General features: G+C 46.1%; 16 protein-coding genes. 11 read left to right on the top strand and 5 right to left on the bottom strand.

From position 1 onward, the window contains the following. Both NF543_RS08210 and NF543_RS08205 read left to right on the top strand, forming a co-directional pair. Window positions 1-1,119, top strand: a complete 1,119-nt coding sequence (locus NF543_RS08210; protein WP_257667635.1) for a M42 family metallopeptidase — start codon at window positions 1-3, stop codon at window positions 1,117-1,119. 104 nt (window positions 1,120-1,223) lie between these two features. Further along, the gene (locus NF543_RS08205; RefSeq protein WP_257667634.1) at window positions 1,224-1,532 is read left to right on the top strand and encodes a DUF3467 domain-containing protein; all 309 of its coding nucleotides are present in this window, start codon (window positions 1,224-1,226) and stop codon (window positions 1,530-1,532) included. 10 nt (window positions 1,533-1,542) lie between these two features. On the opposite strand, the gene NF543_RS08200 is transcribed toward NF543_RS08205, so the two are convergent. After that, window positions 1,543-1,698: a hypothetical protein gene (locus NF543_RS08200; RefSeq protein WP_257667633.1), complete on the bottom strand. Its 156-nt coding sequence runs from the start codon at window positions 1,696-1,698 to the stop codon at window positions 1,543-1,545. Between the two features lie 82 nt (window positions 1,699-1,780). Here NF543_RS08200 and NF543_RS08195 point away from each other — a divergent pair, with 82 nt between their 5' ends. Further along, window positions 1,781-3,298, top strand: a complete 1,518-nt coding sequence (locus NF543_RS08195; RefSeq protein ID WP_257667632.1) for a carbon-nitrogen hydrolase family protein — start codon at window positions 1,781-1,783, stop codon at window positions 3,296-3,298. Window positions 3,299-3,321: 23 nt separating this feature from the next. On the opposite strand, the gene NF543_RS25650 is transcribed toward NF543_RS08195, so the two are convergent. The 3 genes from NF543_RS25650 to NF543_RS08185 form a co-directional block, all read right to left on the bottom strand. Beyond that, window positions 3,322-3,681, bottom strand: coding sequence for a four-helix bundle copper-binding protein (locus NF543_RS25650; protein WP_505560198.1), 360 nt, complete (start codon window positions 3,679-3,681; stop codon window positions 3,322-3,324). 309 nt (window positions 3,682-3,990) lie between these two features. Next, window positions 3,991-4,947, bottom strand: a complete 957-nt coding sequence (locus NF543_RS08190; RefSeq protein WP_257667631.1) for a hypothetical protein — start codon at window positions 4,945-4,947, stop codon at window positions 3,991-3,993. 55 nt (window positions 4,948-5,002) lie between these two features. Further along, window positions 5,003-5,428: a DUF1801 domain-containing protein gene (locus NF543_RS08185; protein ID WP_257667630.1), complete on the bottom strand. Its 426-nt coding sequence runs from the start codon at window positions 5,426-5,428 to the stop codon at window positions 5,003-5,005. Between the two features lie 172 nt (window positions 5,429-5,600). On the opposite strand from NF543_RS08185, the gene NF543_RS08180 reads away from it, so the two are divergent. Next, on the top strand, window positions 5,601-5,969 hold the full coding sequence (locus NF543_RS08180; protein WP_257667629.1) for a TfoX/Sxy family protein: 369 nt from the start codon (window positions 5,601-5,603) through the stop codon (window positions 5,967-5,969). Window positions 5,970-6,007: 38 nt separating this feature from the next. Here NF543_RS08180 and NF543_RS08175 read toward each other — a convergent pair whose 3' ends face one another. Further along, the gene (locus NF543_RS08175) at window positions 6,008-6,166 is read right to left on the bottom strand and encodes a FeoB-associated Cys-rich membrane protein (RefSeq protein WP_257667628.1); all 159 of its coding nucleotides are present in this window, start codon (window positions 6,164-6,166) and stop codon (window positions 6,008-6,010) included. Between the two features lie 474 nt (window positions 6,167-6,640). Between NF543_RS08175 and NF543_RS08170 the strand changes: the two genes are divergently transcribed. The 7 genes from NF543_RS08170 to NF543_RS08140 all read left to right on the top strand — a co-directional run bounded on the left by NF543_RS08170 (window position 6,641) and on the right by NF543_RS08140 (window position 17,553). Further along, on the top strand, window positions 6,641-7,987 hold the full coding sequence (locus NF543_RS08170; RefSeq protein WP_257667627.1) for a S41 family peptidase: 1,347 nt from the start codon (window positions 6,641-6,643) through the stop codon (window positions 7,985-7,987). 186 nt (window positions 7,988-8,173) lie between these two features. Then, entirely contained in the window at window positions 8,174-8,785 is a 612-nt protein-coding gene (locus tag NF543_RS08165) for an RNA polymerase sigma factor (RefSeq protein ID WP_257667626.1), read from the top strand. A 165-nt stretch (window positions 8,786-8,950) separates the two neighbouring features. Further along, window positions 8,951-9,985 (top strand): FecR family protein, encoded by a 1,035-nt coding sequence (locus NF543_RS08160; RefSeq protein WP_257667625.1) that lies wholly within the window; start codon window positions 8,951-8,953, stop codon window positions 9,983-9,985. A gap of 230 nt (window positions 9,986-10,215) precedes the next feature. After that, window positions 10,216-13,461 (top strand): TonB-dependent receptor, encoded by a 3,246-nt coding sequence (locus NF543_RS08155; protein WP_257667624.1) that lies wholly within the window; start codon window positions 10,216-10,218, stop codon window positions 13,459-13,461. Window positions 13,462-13,560: 99 nt separating this feature from the next. Then, window positions 13,561-15,021 carry a beta-helix domain-containing protein gene (locus NF543_RS08150; protein WP_257667623.1) on the top strand — a complete coding sequence of 487 codons (1,461 nt, stop codon included), beginning with the start codon at window positions 13,561-13,563 and terminating at the stop codon, window positions 15,019-15,021. Window positions 15,022-15,119: 98 nt separating this feature from the next. Further along, window positions 15,120-15,950 carry a hypothetical protein gene (locus tag NF543_RS08145; protein WP_257667622.1) on the top strand — a complete coding sequence of 277 codons (831 nt, stop codon included), beginning with the start codon at window positions 15,120-15,122 and terminating at the stop codon, window positions 15,948-15,950. A gap of 136 nt (window positions 15,951-16,086) precedes the next feature. Continuing rightward, the gene (locus NF543_RS08140; RefSeq protein WP_257667621.1) at window positions 16,087-17,553 is read left to right on the top strand and encodes a beta-helix domain-containing protein; all 1,467 of its coding nucleotides are present in this window, start codon (window positions 16,087-16,089) and stop codon (window positions 17,551-17,553) included. The last annotated feature ends 86 nt before the right edge of the window (window positions 17,554-17,639 follow it).

Below are 17,639 nucleotides of genomic sequence, written 5' to 3'. Positions count from 1 at the left end.
ATGGCAAAAGTAAAAAAAGAAATAGAACAAAAACATATCCCTATTGTAACCCCAAAATCATTAGTTTTTTTTGGCAAATATATCAACAATCCTTCGCCTACCGGCTTTGAATGGGCGGGACAACGCCTCTGGTTGGATTACTTAAAACCCTATGTGGATGAAATGTTTACGGACCATTACGGAACTGCTGTTGCCGTCATCAACCCCAAGGCCAATTTCAAGGTTGTCATTGAGGCACATGCCGATGAGATATCTTGGTTTGTCAATTACATCACCAAGGAAGGGTTAATCTATGTAATCCGAAACGGGGGATCGGACCATCAGATAGCCCCGTCCAAACGTGTGGATATCCACACGGACAAAGGGATTGTAAAGGCAGTGTTTGGGTGGCCCGCTATCCATACCCGTTCGGGTGAAAAGGAAGAAGGGCCATCGCTGAAAAATATTTTTTTGGATTGTGGCTGCACCAGTAAAGAGGAAGTAGAGGCCCTAGGTGTACATGTAGGCGCTGTAGTTACGTATGAAGATCAATTCATGGTACTCAACGATCGCTATTATGTGGGGCGGGCGTTAGACAATAGGGCAGGGGGCTTTATGATAGCAGAAGTAGCCCGTCTCCTCAAGGAAAACAAGAAGAAATTGCCTTTTGGGCTGTATATCGTCAATTCGGTCCAAGAAGAAATCGGATTGCGCGGAGCCGAGATGATCGCTGAGCGCATCAAGCCCAATATGGCCATTGTGACGGATGTTACCCATGATACACAGACCCCGATGATCAACAAGGTAACGCAGGGCGACTTGGCTTGTGGCAGGGGGCCGGTGGTGTCATATGCCCCTTCGGTACAGATAAACTTCAATAGGCTTTTAATCGACACGGCCACTAAACAGGGGATACCTTTCCAACGGCAGGCCTCTTCCCGTTGGACAGGTACGGATACCGATGCCTTTGCCTATTCCAATGAGGGTGTGCCCTCCGTATTGATATCATTGCCGCTTCGTTATATGCACACCACCGTGGAGATGATCCATAAGGAAGATGTAGACAATGTCATCCGTTTAATCTACGAAACCTTATTGTCTATTAAACCTGAGCATGATTTCAGAACGTTTAAACAATGACCATTTCGATTTAAATTCCCTCAAACACTTTATTCATTTAGAAAAAAAAGGTATTTTCGAATCTTATAAGACTACAAATTTAAATTGTATTTAGCTAAGGGATCATGACAGAAAAGAAAGAAAATCAACTGAACATAGAATTGACGGAAGAAGTGGCTGATGGCACCTATTCCAACTTGGCAATTATCACTCATTCCAATACGGAATTTGTGCTCGATTTTATACGGGTGATGCCTGGTGTGCCTAAGGCGAAGGTGAAATCGAGAATCATCCTGACCCCTGAGCATGCCAAGCGGTTATTGCGGGCCTTGGAAGACAATATTGCCAAATATGAATCCATAAATGGTACCATTGACGCGCATGAAGAACCACCGTTCCCCATGAATTTTGGCGGCCCTACAGCACAAGCTTAACGACAACATGTCAACTGCTTTTTGGCTTATTGAAAATGGCCAAAATAAATGCGATTACGGCAAAGACAACGATGATGTTGAACAAGCCTTTCAATGCATATAAAAAGATGCCAATGCCCCAGATAGCCAATAAGACGAGGGCCAGGATAAACAAAAAAGTTCTCATACTTGTTGCTTTTCTATAGTAAACTCGAAAACAACATACTTTGTTTGCAACAAGTGGGTTAGTGGATTATTGAAACTACAATATGGACATCCAAATACGCTTGTTGAGCAAGCAAGATTACAGTGACCTGATAGACTCCATGACGGAAGCCTATGAAGGCTCCGATGTGGGGATATGGACCAGGAAAAACATTGTTGATTTGACTAATCTTTTTCCGGAAGGACAGTTATGTGTGGCTGTTGACGGGAAAGTGGTGGCGAGTGCCCTATCTATCATTGTGGATTCCAAAATAACGGATAGTGGTGATTCCTATTATGAGATCATCGATCATGGAAAATTCAGTAAGCACGATATGGAGGGCGATGTGCTGTACGGCATTGAAGTATTTGTGCATCCGGAATTCAGGGAATTGCGATTGGGACGTAGGCTGTATGACGCACGCAAGGAACTATGTGAGGAGATGAACCTCAAAGGCATCATCGCCGGAGGACGTATACCCAATTACCATAAATATGCAGACAAGCTATCTCCGCGGCAATATATTGAAAAGGTGAAACGTAAGGAAATTTATGATGCCACGCTTACCTTCCAGCTTTCCAATGATTTTCATGTTAAGAAAATACTGAAAGATTACCTACCAGGCGATACGGAATCCAGGGCATATGCTACGCTATTAGAATGGAACAACATCTATTATGAACCGAAATCCAAATCTAGTTCTCCAGCAAAACAAACCATCAGGCTGGGATTGGTGCAGTGGCAGATGCGGTTGTTTGATAACCTTGAGGCGTTCTATGACCAAGTGGAGTTTTTTGTGGATGTGGTGAGTGGTTATGGTGCTGACTTTGCGGTATTCCCCGAATTTTTCAATACACCATTGATGAGTCCCTACAACGATATGCCGGAGACCGAGGCCATGCGTAAATTGGCTGACCATACGCCGCATATCAAAAAGAAAATGCAGGAATTGGCTGTCGCTTACAATGTCAACATCATTGCCGGCACCATGCCGTTGGTCGATAAAGGCAATAAGTTGTTCAATGTGTCATACCTATGCCACCGCAATGGTAAAACGGACGAATTCCGAAAGATACACATTACGCCCAATGAAATAAAATATTATGGAATGAGCGGCGGCAATGAAGTGAAGGTATTTGATACAGACTGTGGCAAGGTGGGCTTGCTGATCTGTTATGATGTCGAATTTCCGGAACTTAGTCGAATATTAGCCGATCAAGGGATGCAAATATTATTTGTCCCTTTCCTTACAGACACGCAAAATGGATATATGCGTGTACGGCATTGCTCCCGGGCCAGGGCCATCGAGAATGAGTGTTATGTGGCTATTGCTGGGGCCGTGGGCAACTTACCCAAAGTAAACAACATGGATATCCAATACGCTCAATCAGCGGTATTCACACCATCGGATTTTGCTTTTCCAAATGATGCAGTCAAGGCCGAGGCCACGCCCAACACGGAAATGGTACTCATCGCGGATGTAGACCTTTACCTGCTGCGTGAGCTGCATGAATACGGTACGGTGAAGACGATGAAAGACCGACGGAAGGATTTATATGACCTGCGCGTGCTGAAGGGTTAATTTTGAGTATGGAGTAGCCAATTTTAAGCAGCCATTTTGTAACATTCGTCCGCACATTTTCTACAGGCTTCTGCGCATACCTTGCAATGCTCGACCTCATGTTTTTCGCATTCATTTGCACAGTCCTCACAGATTTGAGCACATAAACTACACATCTGCTTGACATAGCCTTCATGTCCTACACCGCTGGTTTTTGCCATAAACGAGGCTGCCGTCTGGCAGGCTTCCACGCAGAACCTATTCAGGTGGATGCACGTAGCCATAGCTTTTATATGTTCCTCTTGAAGGCAGGCTGTTGCACAATGATCGCATGAAGTTGCACACAGATAACAAGCCTCTATACAACTTTTAAATTTTTCCTGTAAGATGATTTCTTGTAACATAATTTCTTTTTTTGAAGTGCTCCTTTTCTAACATTAACAGCGACTGTCTACAATTTGTTTAGAAGCTATGAAGATATTACGGGATAAACACGTCATCTGATTCCGCCACCTTAAGAACAATTTTGCCACTTACATGCCTCCGCTTGCCCCATAACGATATTTGACGCTTTGTTGTTTGTCAAATCATGAAAACAGCAGTCGCGTGATTGTACAACATTTCCCGCTTGTCAGCAAGGCGAAGGCCACTCAGTTTTTAAACCGGCTCTCAAAAACCAATTAACCTACTTTTGTATGCCTAGGCAGGGCTTCTTATGATTTTTTGATCGGTCCAATGTATTTTCGGGCAATGACCAGGTTGGAAAATTTGATATGATGGGACTGTCCTTCTGGTGTGGTATCATCGTAGAATTGGATCCAGAGATAATTGAGGTTCAGTTTTTCATTTATTCTCCAGCGAAATCCTTCAAATGGCTGCCCTGCCGGATCATTGAACCAAGAATCGGCATCCCACTTCCCGTTTGGAAAGCCCGGTCCCCAATGTCCTATTTCAAGGCCGTCTTGCCAAACCTTTAATTCGCCATTGTATGCCCTTACCGGATTGTTAAGTTTGATCATCAATTCAACGCACATCCACTTTCCCCAATCCAATTTTTTTGACTGCGGACTGCCATTGACCATGTCATTGCCATAGCATTTTCCCCGGGCGCCGGCCCTCATGTCTCCCCAATAAAGATAGGTGTCCATATTTGGCGCATTGACGGGTTCATAGCTTATTGCGATTCGCTTATCTCCCAGTCCGCAGGAGCCCGCATTCGGGCTTGGATACCTTGTTGAGGGATGATAACCTCCGATCCAAACCGATTCATGATGAATGTACCCTTTCGAGCTCAGTGGGTATTTTACATAATATCTTATGTAGATGGTACTGTCAAATCCTGGGTTAAATCGTCTGAATAAATGCCCTCCTTGGTTTTTCCCTCCCTGATTTGTCATTTTGATGGCAACAGAACCTTTGGCTGGAACGTCCTCGGTATCAAGACTCATTCCTTCGCTGTTCAATACATCCGTATACCTGGCCAATATATTGGCCATGCCATCATTAAATTTCTCCGTGTAAAAGACATCAGGATCATATTCAATACCTATATCACTGGGATATTTTCCTGCGAGCGAGCTGTCTAGGTTGGTAGGGGCGTGATTGTATAGCGGTTTGAAACCAGTAAAACCAGCGAGGATCAAAAAACAGATCATTAGCTTAATTTTCATATCCCAAAAACTGCGGGGTAGTTTAATATACGTTTTTCAGTGGCCGCGTAGCCATTCAATTATCCCCATATTTTGATTTTAAATAACTGATGGTTTCCGTTAGGAGTTTCGTCAGCTTCCGTGTATCAATGTCAGCCAATTTCTTGATATAGATACAGGCTTTACCCATTTTGAATTTGCCCAAAGCATCCAGCAAATGCCTATGCTCTTCCAGTCCTGTAAAGGCATACAGTGATATGGCGGCCTTTCGCGGTGAAAACCCGACAAGCGGCGCATCGCCTTCGTGCCCACTATCATACCGATAGTGATAACTACCGAAGCCGATGATGCTAGGCCCCCATAGCTTGGGTTCATGACCGGAAACCCGTTGCATGAGTTCCAGCAATTCAAAGCTGTCTTTTTTCTTTTGCTCGGAGTCCGCAAAGGCATTGATGAAATCGACGACACTTGCTTCGGTTGGTGCGGTTTTGTTCTTTGTCATGATTAGGGGTTTTCATATCCCGGCCATCTATGGGAAATCCGACTATTTCTGTTACTTTTACGTGGTAAAAATAAGCATAAAGTATTGGCTGTATCTTATTATTTTCAAAATGGAATAAGGTGTCGATTGGGAAGTGCAAAAAGTAGGGAATTATTTATAATTTTGAATACTTATGGCATTCAACGAAAATCTAGTCAATCGTATCCGGGAGTTATTGGTTGACCAACTGGTTGTCAAGGAACCGGCTATTGAAGAAAAGGCAATGTTTCAAGGACTCTGTTTCATGGTGAACGACAAGATGTGCATTTGCGTGAAGAACAGTGAACTATTGTGCCGCATCGGTGAAGTTCAGGCCAAACCAGAACTTGAAAAGGACCATTGCCGTCAAGCGGTAATGGGGGGGCGGGTGATGAAGGATTTCGTGTATGTCGATGGCACCAATGTACAATTCGGGGAAGGGCTGAATTACTGGATTACCCTGTGCTTGCAATTCAACGGGGAAGCCAAATCCTCCAAACGGAAATCGCCAAAGGCTCTTTAAAAAGGCAATGAATCGCCCCGAACAAGTAGCCACCTTTATTAAATATCGTCCTCTTTGTGTTTTTTAAGATTCAGTTCAGACTGATTTACGGTCCTTTCAAAATCTTTCCTGTCCTTTTGGTTTCTTCTAATCAGCCAGATGATTAATACAATGACGGCTGTCAGGACCAGGCCAATGATTATATAGTTCGTTTCCATCATGTAAATATTATTCACTTCTTAATACCTAACGGACCACTTAACGTAGCGGCGTATTGTGCGGCATGGGTAGCTGCTTCCGAGAAATCGTTGGTAATGATGATGGTTCGCATGGTATGTGACTGAAATAACTAATACAAAGTTAGGTATAATCTTTCCACCCCGGATAAGTTATTGGAATTTAATGTTTTCTTAATATATAATTTAAATATATATTATTCAAAGTGCTGGGGAAAGCCGTTAAGAACAAGTTAGAAAAGACTGTGAAATAAACAACAACGTTTTGAGGTAAACAATTTTTTGTGTTACCTTTGCCCCGATTTTTTAATTAATGTTATCATAACATTAAGGCGCATCATGCGACAAGGCTGATCTACATAAATAAGTAGGTCAGCCTTTTTAGTCCCCGACCCAAATTTAACAATAACTACATCTTGACCCGTTATCTTTGTTGCTATCCGACAAGCGACCGTTATGTGTAGATCTAGATTTTATTTTCACGGGTTATTCCTGTTTGCCGTTCTGGCTTTGCTTGGGGCCTGCAGGAAGGATGCACCCGATCCGTCCTATCCTCCCGGTAGTAATGAAGCAATCAATGACTGGGTGCTGGACAGCATGGCGGTCTATTATTACTGGAACCGTAACCTGCCCAAAAATCCGGCACGTTGGAAGGCTCCGGTAGATTTCTTTGCTGACATCCGATATCGGGATGACCGCTTCTCGGAGTTGGTCCATCCATCCCGGCCGGATACTTACCAGCAAACCATGACCGGAAACTTCGGCCTCGATCTGGTAGCCGTAGAAAGCGGGCAGAATTTAGCGCTTTACATCTCGCTGGTTGTACCCAACTCAATGGCAGCACGCAGTGGGTTGAAACGGGGTCAACGGGTGGTTACAGTCAATGCGATCAGACCCGATGCAGGGAACGTCGCGGATTTGGTCAATGGATGCATAGCCAATGGGATTGCGGAACTGGAAATCGACGGGATGGATGAGCCCATCAGCCTGGTCGCGACACATATAAACGAAAATCCCGTGCATGTGTTCAACTTGGTGGGCACAGGTATGAAAACGGGTTACCTTTTCCTGAATCGATTCGATTCGGGACGCCTTTCGCCGGTAATGGAAGCATTTGACTATTTCAGGAGTCACGGAGTCTCCGAACTCATCATCGACCTACGCTACAATCCCGGAGGTGACGTACCTGTGGCGGCATTGGTTGCCGCTTTGCTAGCTCCGGTCAATGGAGCGGACATCTTTGCGGAATACCGGGGCAACACGAATGCCGGGGTCAAGCGTAATAACTTCGATGCGGAGTTGTCCTTCATCAACCATAACGTGTCAGGGTTAGCAATCCGCCGACTAAACCTATCGCGTGTCTTCTTCTTAACCGGCCGGCATACCCTTTCAGCAGCGGAGCTGCTGGTGAATAACCTGGCACCTTATATGGACGTCATCCGGATTGGGGAACAGACGCATGGCAAGGACATGGCCGCTTTCGTGATCCGGGACCATCAGCAACCCTCACCTGCGGACGGCTGGATCCTCCATCCACTGGTCTACAAGCTATATAATGCACAGGGAATCGGTGATTATCCCGAAGGCCTTGCCCCCGATATCGGTGTCAACGAATTGTCGATACTTCCGCTCCGCCCTTTGGGAGCCGAGTCCGATCCGCTGGTCGCAGCCGCCTTATCTCAGCTATCCGGCACCAATGCCCAATCCCAACGTTACGCCCAGCCTGCTTCCACTGCGCCCAAGATTATTTTGGACACACGGATAGCGGTCGACAAACAGTCCGGTGTGCCCCTTGTCCGATGATTTAGATTGCTGGGTTTAAACCGTATTCCAGATTTAACATTAACTTTAAATAACCTCCCTATCTTGCACAACGTTTGAAAGCACTAACCAATTGCGAGATGGAACCTGCATGAGCTACCACTCAAAAATGGATATAAACAAATTGCTCATGCAAGCTTCATTGCCACTTAAAAACAACTTATACTGATGGAAAAGTTTGCCAATCATTCGGGGGAGGAATTGTTAACTGGGATCAGTTCAGGCAATAGGGAAGCCTTTAATGAGATTTACCTCCGGTATGTCGTGAAGGTGATGAACTTTGTCCGGCGTTTTGTCCATTGTGACGATGAAGCGGAAGACCTTGCCCAGGATGTCTTTATCCATCTCTGGGCTAACCGTTCAAAAGTAGGGGATATCCGCAATGCCGATGCTTTTCTAAATACCATCAGCCGAAACATTGCGTTGAAGGCCTTACGAAAAAAGTCGCTTGAGGTCAGTTCCAATGCAACGCCCATTTATGAGCTGGCCCATGCGCCTATTTCAAATGCCGTATCCGAACGTCTGGATTACATGGAATCCCATCGGCTTGCCCAAGAGGCCATTGAAACCCTTCCGCCGCAGTCAAAAACGGTTTTCCTGCTGAGCCGAGACAAGGGCCTGTCCTGTGATGCCATTTCGCGTCAGCTCCATATCTCCCAAAATACGGTCAAGTATCACATCAAGACCGCCCTCAAACAGATACGGACCTATTTCGAAATCCATTCCCCCGATACCCTGTTGTCGGTTATCTGCTTTTTTTCTTTTTCGGGTTTGATTTAGCAGCCGCCATTTGCCACCTTATCTTTCCGAAAATTTTACGTATTGACATCCAGTAAGTTATAATTCATTTAGGAAAAAGTAACCTCCGTCACCTACCCACCTATGCGTTTTGTGGATCAATAGTTATAAAGGGTACCCATTAGGTAACCGGAAATAACAACGAACGTGGAAAGCAAGGAAGATATCAAGCGATTATTCAGACTCTACCTAGCGGGGCGCACGAATCCCTTACAGGAGAAACTCCTGTTCCGGCACTTGCATGCCGGGACCCTATCGGAAAAAGAGCTGGATGAACTGGCTAATGAGCAATGGGTGAAGGAGCCGGCGCCACGTCTTGAGGGTAACAGGGCAGCCCAAGGCCTGGATAAGCTTTGGGACAGGATTGGGCATAGCGAGCCGGTACGCAAACGCCGATATGGGTTACTGAAATATGCCGCCGTAGCCCTATTGTTTGTTACGGTGGGATTGAGCTGGTATAGTTACCAGTTGGGTCAGCAGGAGTCCAAGACCGAAAAGCTAGTACAACTGGTCACCAAATCCACCCTTCCGGGCGAAAAGAAAAAGGTCGTGTTGCCGGATAGCAGCATCGTTTACTTAGGCGGTGGAAGCACCCTGAGCTGGCCGAATCAGTTTGCGGAAGGGCCGTACCGGAATATTTTCCTGGAGGGTGAAGCATTTTTTGAGGTCAAACGGGATACCTTGCGGCCATTCACCGTTCGGTCCGGTAACTTGCAGACCCGCGTGCTGGGGACATCGTTCAATGTTTATTCCTATCCATCCGATAACCAGTCCAGTGTCCTGGTCAAGTCGGGAAAAGTGGAAGTTTCGGAACTCAGCAAGGACAGCACAAGGCAGCTGTCTGTGCTGACCAGCGGCATGGAACTGACCTATCAGCGTGACCACGGTACTTATGCCGTGAACAAGGAGCGCACCGAAGACGCGGATAGCTGGGCCCATAACCGTTTCGTGTTCCGGGATGAACCGATGGAAAACATCCTTAGGAAGTTAGAACGGTACTACAATATACAGTTCATGTGGCAGGGAGATCCCGGTCTCGATTGCCCGTTCAATGCAACGTTTGACAAGAAGAGCATCAAGGAGGTGATGGACGAACTGCAGATCATGAGCGGCGGAAAACTGCACTACCGGGTATCCGGGGACAATGATAAAATCACCTTGTGGGGGGGGGTATGCCGATGACATAAGCTACTACATGTCTAACAACGAATCGGATCCGGGTGGAGCATGCACTCGTCTCGATAAGAAATAAATTTAGAAAAAAGAAAACCGCTCTGCGCCAACAGAACGGCTTTCCAACAATAGTTTTTAACGCTGTAAACATTAAAAAACACTTCATCCCTATGGATATAGGAATCTTTATACAAAGAAACAAATTTTATTCCAATCTAAAACTAAGGAAACTTATGTTAATGCCTTTGGTAATCCTGTTATTGGCTAACGACACCCTTTCTAAACCCCTTGAACAACATGTAAACATGACACCGGTGGTCATGAGTGTCCGCGAAGTGACCATTGAGGAAGCCTTAAGTGATCTGGGAGAACGCGCTGGTATCTCGATCAATTACAACCGGATGTTATTCGACCGAAACCGGCGAGTCAGCGTTCATGCCGAGCAAGGCATGAAGTTTACGCAGATACTCAAAAGATTGCTTCGGAATACGCAGGTTGGCTACCAGATTGTTGACACCAGGACCGTACTGTTATTCAGAGAACAACAGCCCGGACGCGTGTCTGGCAAGGTGGTGGATGAGCGTGGCGAACCGCTGGCTGGGGCTACGGTGAAAGTCGTGGAGCCCAACCGTTCTCTCCAAAGCAGTGTAGATGGAGGCTTCAATTTCCCGTTGGATCCCGGCACGTATACCATAGAAGTCTCCTTCCTTGGCTTCCAGACCAAGCGCATCACCGATGTGGTAGTGCGCGAAGGGGCGCAGACCCCATTGGACGTGTCCCTGCAACCGGCCAGCGCCGCCCTGGGCGAAGTGAGCGTAACCGCCAGCTACCAGCGGGCTTCCATCGAGGGCCTGTATGCCCAGCAGAAAAACGCCGCTTCCATCACCGATGGGATTTCCGCGGAGCAGATTAGCCGCACCCCCGACAACAACATGGGGCAGGTTTTGAGGCGTGTGAGCGGGGTAACCACCGTAGACAACAAGTATGTGGTGGTACGCGGATTGACAGAACGTTACAACCAAGCCATGATCGATGGCGTGGTATTGCCCAGTACGAACATGAACCGCCGGAATTTTTCCTTTGACGTGCTGCCACAGGAACTGGTAAGCAATGTGGTGGTCAATAAGACGGCTACGCCAGATATGTCTGCCGAGTTCAGCGGCGGGCAGATATCGGTGAATACGCTGGATATCCCGGAAGAAAATTTCACTAGCATCACGATTGGTACAGGTTATAATAGTCGGAGCACGGGAAAGGATTTCCTGATGCTGGGCGAACGGAGGGGCTGGGATTATCTTGGGTTTGACGATGGGCAGCGTAAGGAGCCGGCCAACCTTATTCCATGGCGATTTCCGAGTGGCGTAGATATACCGCCCCCAGGCGAACCCGGCAATGATTTTCCCCTTCGGCCCGGCAGTGACGCGCCTTACAGTAGTCTCGATGCGATTGCTCAAAGCAAACGGCTGAATGCCGAAGGTTTATCGGTTAACAATTACCAGGCGTTCCCGCACCAGAACATGCGTTTTGCCCTCGGTCGCATCTATGACCTGAAAAATGGTCTACGGGCCGGTTTTGCCGGTGGGGCGACCTACCGTAACCAACAGAACATTGCCGATTTCAATAATGTGAGGGGGCAAGGTGGCGCCGGAAGCGCGATAGCAAGCAATTATATGGATAGTTTGGAGAATGGCAGCGGCCGTTCCTACCGCTTCAATAGTACGGTGGGCGCTGTATTGAACCTTGGCTTGCAGGGTGAAAGTTTTAAACTAGCATTGAAGAATATGTATTCCCGTATTTTTGACGATAATTTCAATGAGGCTTATCGCCTGAACCTTGGTGGAGATAACCTCAACAAATACCGGGAGATGTTCCAGGAGCCGCAGACAACCGAAGTTTGGCAGCACAAACTGGAAGGCGAGAACCTGTTAGGTAGTACAGGTATCAGGTTGGCCTATTCCGGTGGGATGACGCGCATCGGGCAGCAGGTGCTGGATCAACGCAGGCTCCGTTATTGGAAGACCGCTGACGTAGGCGGGGTGGAGTATTTCCAGACACCGAATATCTATAACCCCAGTCGTGTGGATAATGATTATGACTACCGGATGTGGACCCAAGTCAAGGAAACCGATTACAATTGGGGTGTAGCGCTTAGCCGAGATTTTGATCTTGGTCATAGCGTACGCAATACCGCCAAAGTGGGATACAACGGTTGGCATAAACATCGCACCCTTGGTGTGAACCGCATGATTCCTTATGGGCTATATGGAAGCTTTCACTCCTTTGAACAACCCTATCATGTCTTACTTGATCCGGATAATATTGGCGTTGGAGAAGGCTTAGCCTACTATTATGCAGAAATGCTGAACGGCCCCGCCTTTGATGGCACGATGGAAACCCATGCTGCATACGCCATGCTGGACCAGCGCTTCTTTCAGAAGCTGCGATTGGTGTATGGCATTCGCATGGAGCATTACAACCTGGGTAACCGGCAGGAACAGTATATCATCAACCGATTCGGAGAGATTCCCGATCATTTCACGCTGTTCAGCACAACCGGCGAAAAGAACTGGCGTGTGCTGCCATCGGTCAACGTAACGTACGGCTTAACTTCCCAAATGAATGTACGAGTCGCGTATAGCAAGACCGCCATCCGACCTGATTTCCGGGAGACGGCCTACTTCGGTTTCTACGATTATGAACTGGACGCGAATATTTCCGGCAAGCAGCTGATTTCCACGATTGTAGAAAACTTGGATTTGCGCTATGAATGGTATCCCACTGCTGGGGAGATTGTTTCAGTTTCTGGGTTTTACAAGAAGCTGCATGATCCTATTGAATTAGTCCTTGCACGGGCTAGGCAATATATTTTCCAGAACCAGCATGCGGCGGTCAATTACGGGCTGGAAGTAGAGTTCCGCAAATCGCTGGGATTTATTGCGGATAAGCAATGGCTCCATAACCTGGTGATATTCGGCAACGGTACGTTGATCAAATCTAAGGTAGAGGTACAGACACAACCCTTGCCCGGAGAATTTATAGAGGCCGAACGCCTACCAAGCCTAGACCGACCGCTCTATGGACAAGCCCCGTGGATCGCCAATGCCGGACTATCCTATCAGGGGAATATCATCGGCCTGACGGCCAGCTACAACCGGTCGGGCCACCGAAGCAATACCATAGATTTGCAACCCCAAGGCGTGGAATATGAAAACGGACGTAATCTACTGGATATCCAGGTTAACGCACGGTTGCTAAAGCAACGTGCGGAATTGAAGCTGAATCTGAGCAACCTGCTGGATGAGTACATCTTGTTTTATCAGAATATCAGTGCGTACGAAGAAATCATGGATTCAGAAACCGGCCCAGCTTTAGGTTGGAGATTGGTTAATGGCACAACTGCTTTTGAGAAAGACAGCGGTGACCGGGTGACCTATCGAATCAAAACAGGGAGGGCTGCAACCCTTTCATTCACCTATAACTTTTAGCTCCATCATGAAAATACCGACAAAAAAGAATTGAATGAACATTACCAGGGCACGATGTGCTTTTTTCATACACGATTCATTAATTAAAAAATCAAAACAATGAAACTAAATTTTGTTAAATCGATGTTGATTGCGGCAAGCGTCGCAATTACGGGCGTAAGCTTTACAAGCTGCGAAAAAAACAAATTTGACTCTGGCGAGGGAAATTTCGACCAATCTGCCACTGCTGGGGCGCTGAATAACGGCCGACCTTGTGTTTCCATTCCCGTGAATGCCAGTGGCATCATTACGGTAAGCAGTCTTTCGAATGCCAACAACTGGTTGCTTGATGGTGTTGCCTATGTGGCACCCGGTCAAACGCTGACCATTGATCCCGGAACGGTCATTGTCACTGGTGCGACGAAGACATATAATGATCCAGCGTTTGGCCCGCAAACGTTGGCCGGCGTATTGGTGGTACCGAAGACCGCTAGATTAATTGCACAAGGTACCGCAGGAAATCCGATCGTCTTCACCACGCCCCAACGGGTAGGTTGTTCTTCGGGCACATGTAGTACTGCTGGTCAGTTCGGCGGAATCGTAGTCCTTGGAAGGGCTACAACTAATCGCACAACTCCAGTCCGGATTGAAGGCATACCTCAGCCAGCCGGCACGGACATCACCTTCGGTGGTACTGCCAACAACATTAACAACGATAATTCAGGAATTATTGAATATGTACGGATTGAATATCCAGGGTACAGATTGGCTGAAGGGAATGAAATTAACGGTCTTACCCTTGGAGGAGTAGGATCTGGTACGACATTGTCACACATCCAGGTTTCTTACAGTGCGGATGACGCCTTTGAATTTTTCGGAGGCACGGTGAATGCCGACCACTTGGTGGCCATCGGTACGGACGATGACGATTTTGATTTTGACTTTGGATATACCGGCACCATTCAGTATGCACTGGGCTTAAAGGATCCCAATTCGACTCACAGTACCAGTGGTGGAAACTCAGATTCCAATGGTATAGAATCCGATAATGATGGATCCGGTAGTGGAGCAAACCCTAAGACAAATCCTATCTTAGTTAATTTTACATTATTGGGATATGCCAATAACAGTAATTTGACTGATCTTCAGGATGGTAATCGATGGAGAAGGGCTACATCATTGAATATGACCAGATCAATTATTGCAGGATTCCCTACGGGGATTGAGTATGGCCGCACTACCGGCATCACTAATCCTTCTACTTTCGTAAACAACGTTGTTCACGGATATACCGATTCTGTCGAGGTTATCAATACGCCCAAGCCCTCAATTTTGTTCGGGAATATAAATAACCAATCTGTGACTTTGGCAAATAATTTCTTGCAATTAGGGCCGACAACTGCAAGCAATCCATTCTACTCTTGTTCCACTGCGGCATCCTACAATCCAGCTTTATTGATACCAAGAAGCAGTTCCCCGGCATTCGGAAACGCCACGACATATAAGGGTGCATTCCAACCAGGTCAGCCTGTTTGGACAGCTGGCTGGACGGATTTCAATCCAGAATTCTGCTGTAACTAAAAAACAAAAGCATGTACGTGCATTGGTAATGTAATTTAAATGATAGACCAAGGTGGCACAATGGGCCACCTTGGTTATATAATAACTGAAATAAAGAAATGAAAAAAAGATTTTACATGTTTGGTGGTTTCTGGATTCTTTGCTGCGTCGTTAGTTTCTATTCCTGTCAAAAACAGAACTACGAAGATGGGTTTGTCACATTTGGCAATGTGTATTTCCAGAACCAAAGTGTATTGAATACTGATTTGAGTATAAAATATAAAGGGGAGCCAATAGCTTGGCAAGGAGGCACAGGCATGGTAAAGGTTCCAGAAGGGGAAGCAAGCTTTGAGTTTTATAATAAAAGGACCGGCAAAGTCTTGGGGGAGAAAACGGTACAAGTGATTGCATCCCATCCAGAAACCTTTCTGGTATTCCAACCAACAATCGACGCCCCAGTGGCATTTCTCGATCCCAATGAACAAGCCGATGAAGAGGCCGCACCTGAAGGATTTTACAAAATGAAGCTGGCCAATTATTCATTTGATCTATTGCCCTTTGAAAAAATCGATATCATTGTAATGGGTGAGAAATTCAATTTGGAGACATTTGAGTTGTCATATGAAGAATTGGCAATGCTTGAAGACGTTGGACGGAACTTGGGTGATGAATCGTATCGGTTGATTCCCAAACCGACTGGTGGTGACTTCACCGGAAGTATTCTATTTGCCTTCAGGGATTCTAATACAGGCATGGATGTCCTAAACCACGGAGGACGGCTGTATATATCAAGTTTTGCTTTCTTTCCTGAATTTGAATATCCAAATGCACAAAAAGCCGTATTTACCGTGTATCTAATTCCCTATGAACAATGGGGTGAGTCTGAGGAGCATTTAGCTTACGGAGGAACGTATTATGATATTGAGCCAAAGGTTCTGTTTAGCGATTAATTGACACTTGCTATATATGATAATAAAGTAACAGAAATTGAATTATACATGGCTCCTATTCATCCTGACGACGGTATGGTTTGTACGAACAAATGATGCAGAAGTATATTTATAAATAATTTTAAAATTAAAACTTATGTTTAAAGAAACTCTCAAACGGATCGGATTAATAGCATGTTTTGCAATTATCACGACAATTGGATTTACCTGTTGTAAAAAGAATAAACTCCATGACAGTGGAGACTTCAACCGGTCAACTACAGCCGGCGCATTGAGCAATGGACGGCCCTGTGTTCCTATCCCCGTAGATGCGAATGGTCTTATTACGATAAGCTCGCTTTCAAACACCAATAATTGGCTTTTGGACGGGATTTCTTATGTTCGTCCCGGACAAACGCTGACTATCGCTCCCGGAACTATAGTGGTAACGGGGGCAACTAAGCGTTATGACGATCCATTATATGGTCCTCAAGATATGGCTGGTGTATTGGTCGTACCCAGAACGGCGAAACTTATTGCCGAAGGAACTCCTAATGAGCCTATTGTATTTACTACTCCGCAGCGAGTAGGCTGCAAAAGCAATTCTTGCAATACAGCAGGAAGTTTTGGGGGTATTGTCATCATCGGAAGGGCCTCTACAAATAGAACCTTTTCTGTACGAATTGATGGAATTGCACAACCGGCTGGAGCTGATATAACATACGGTGGCGTGTCAAACAATATTAACAATGATAATTCAGGGATTCTTAAATATGTCAGGATCGAATTTCCTGGTGATAAGTTAACGGAAACCAATGTTCTAAGTGGTTTGACACTGGGAGGAGTGGGTTCGGGTACCACACTATCCCACATTCAGGTATCTTATAGTTCGACCGATGCTTTTGCCTTCTTCGGAGGCACGGTGAATGCCGATCACTTGGTAGCCATCGGTACGAGTGATGACGACTTCGATTTTGACTTTGGTTATAATGGAACGATTGATTACGCCATTGGTCTGAAAGATCCCAATTCGACTCACAGTACCAGTGGTGGAAACTCAGATTCCAATGGTATCGAGTCAGACAATGATGGCTCTGGATCAGGAGCTACTCCATTGACGGGGCCAACATTGCGCCACTTCACGTTATTGGGGTATAATACCACTTCAAGTGACCTGCTCAGAGGAAATCGTTGGAGAAGGGGTACCTCTTTGGATATTCAATATTCAATTATTGGAGGATTTCCTACTGGTGCTGATTTCGTAGGTACGTCATCAACTGGAAGCATATTCAGCAATAATGTACTTCTCGGGTTTGCCGATGATCATCTCCCAGCTTCACCAACTCCACCTAATCCTCCATCAACATGGGTGGGAAACATTATCAATCAGGGAACGAGTACAGCTAATAATTATCTGCAATTGGGACACCCACTTGGTGGAACGCCTTTCTACAACTGTTCGAACGCTGCTTCCTATAATCCAGCATATTTATTGCCTCGTAACGGAGGATCTCCTGCATTTGGAAACGGAACAACAACCTATAAAGGTGCGTTTCAGCCAAGTGGCGGAACCATCTGGACAGCAGGCTGGACGGACTTCAATCCAGAGTTCTGCTGTAACTAGTCAGTTTCGATAATCAATTCATTCTCCTATACGATTCCTTTAAAACAAATTGAGAAGAAGTACCGTGTCCAAAATCTTATTCGCAT

It is taken from the genome of Parapedobacter tibetensis (assembly GCF_024704835.1).
Lineage (GTDB): Bacteria > Bacteroidota > Bacteroidia > Sphingobacteriales > Sphingobacteriaceae > Parapedobacter > Parapedobacter tibetensis.
This window is presented reverse-complemented; position numbering and strand designations above follow the sequence as displayed.

Bases quoted from the DNA above. Each gene is read 5' to 3' on its own strand.
- NF543_RS08210 (WP_257667635.1), top strand. From the start codon at position 1: ATGGCAAAAGTAAAAAAAGAAATAGAACAAAAACATATCCCTATTGTA.
- NF543_RS08205 (WP_257667634.1), top strand. From the start codon at position 1,224: ATGACAGAAAAGAAAGAAAATCAACTGAACATAGAATTGACGGAAGAA.
- NF543_RS08200 (WP_257667633.1), bottom strand. From the start codon at position 1,698: ATGAGAACTTTTTTGTTTATCCTGGCCCTCGTCTTATTGGCTATCTGG.
- NF543_RS08195 (WP_257667632.1), top strand. From the start codon at position 1,781: ATGGACATCCAAATACGCTTGTTGAGCAAGCAAGATTACAGTGACCTG.
- NF543_RS25650 (WP_505560198.1), bottom strand. From the start codon at position 3,681: ATGTTACAAGAAATCATCTTACAGGAAAAATTTAAAAGTTGTATAGAG.
- NF543_RS08190 (WP_257667631.1), bottom strand. From the start codon at position 4,947: ATGAAAATTAAGCTAATGATCTGTTTTTTGATCCTCGCTGGTTTTACT.
- NF543_RS08185 (WP_257667630.1), bottom strand. From the start codon at position 5,428: ATGACAAAGAACAAAACCGCACCAACCGAAGCAAGTGTCGTCGATTTC.
- NF543_RS08180 (WP_257667629.1), top strand. From the start codon at position 5,601: ATGGCATTCAACGAAAATCTAGTCAATCGTATCCGGGAGTTATTGGTT.
- NF543_RS08175 (WP_257667628.1), bottom strand. From the start codon at position 6,166: ATGGAAACGAACTATATAATCATTGGCCTGGTCCTGACAGCCGTCATT.
- NF543_RS08170 (WP_257667627.1), top strand. From the start codon at position 6,641: ATGTGTAGATCTAGATTTTATTTTCACGGGTTATTCCTGTTTGCCGTT.
- NF543_RS08165 (WP_257667626.1), top strand. From the start codon at position 8,174: ATGGAAAAGTTTGCCAATCATTCGGGGGAGGAATTGTTAACTGGGATC.
- NF543_RS08155 (WP_257667624.1), top strand. From the start codon at position 10,216: ATGCCTTTGGTAATCCTGTTATTGGCTAACGACACCCTTTCTAAACCC.
- NF543_RS08150 (WP_257667623.1), top strand. From the start codon at position 13,561: ATGAAACTAAATTTTGTTAAATCGATGTTGATTGCGGCAAGCGTCGCA.
- NF543_RS08145 (WP_257667622.1), top strand. From the start codon at position 15,120: ATGAAAAAAAGATTTTACATGTTTGGTGGTTTCTGGATTCTTTGCTGC.
- NF543_RS08140 (WP_257667621.1), top strand. From the start codon at position 16,087: ATGTTTAAAGAAACTCTCAAACGGATCGGATTAATAGCATGTTTTGCA.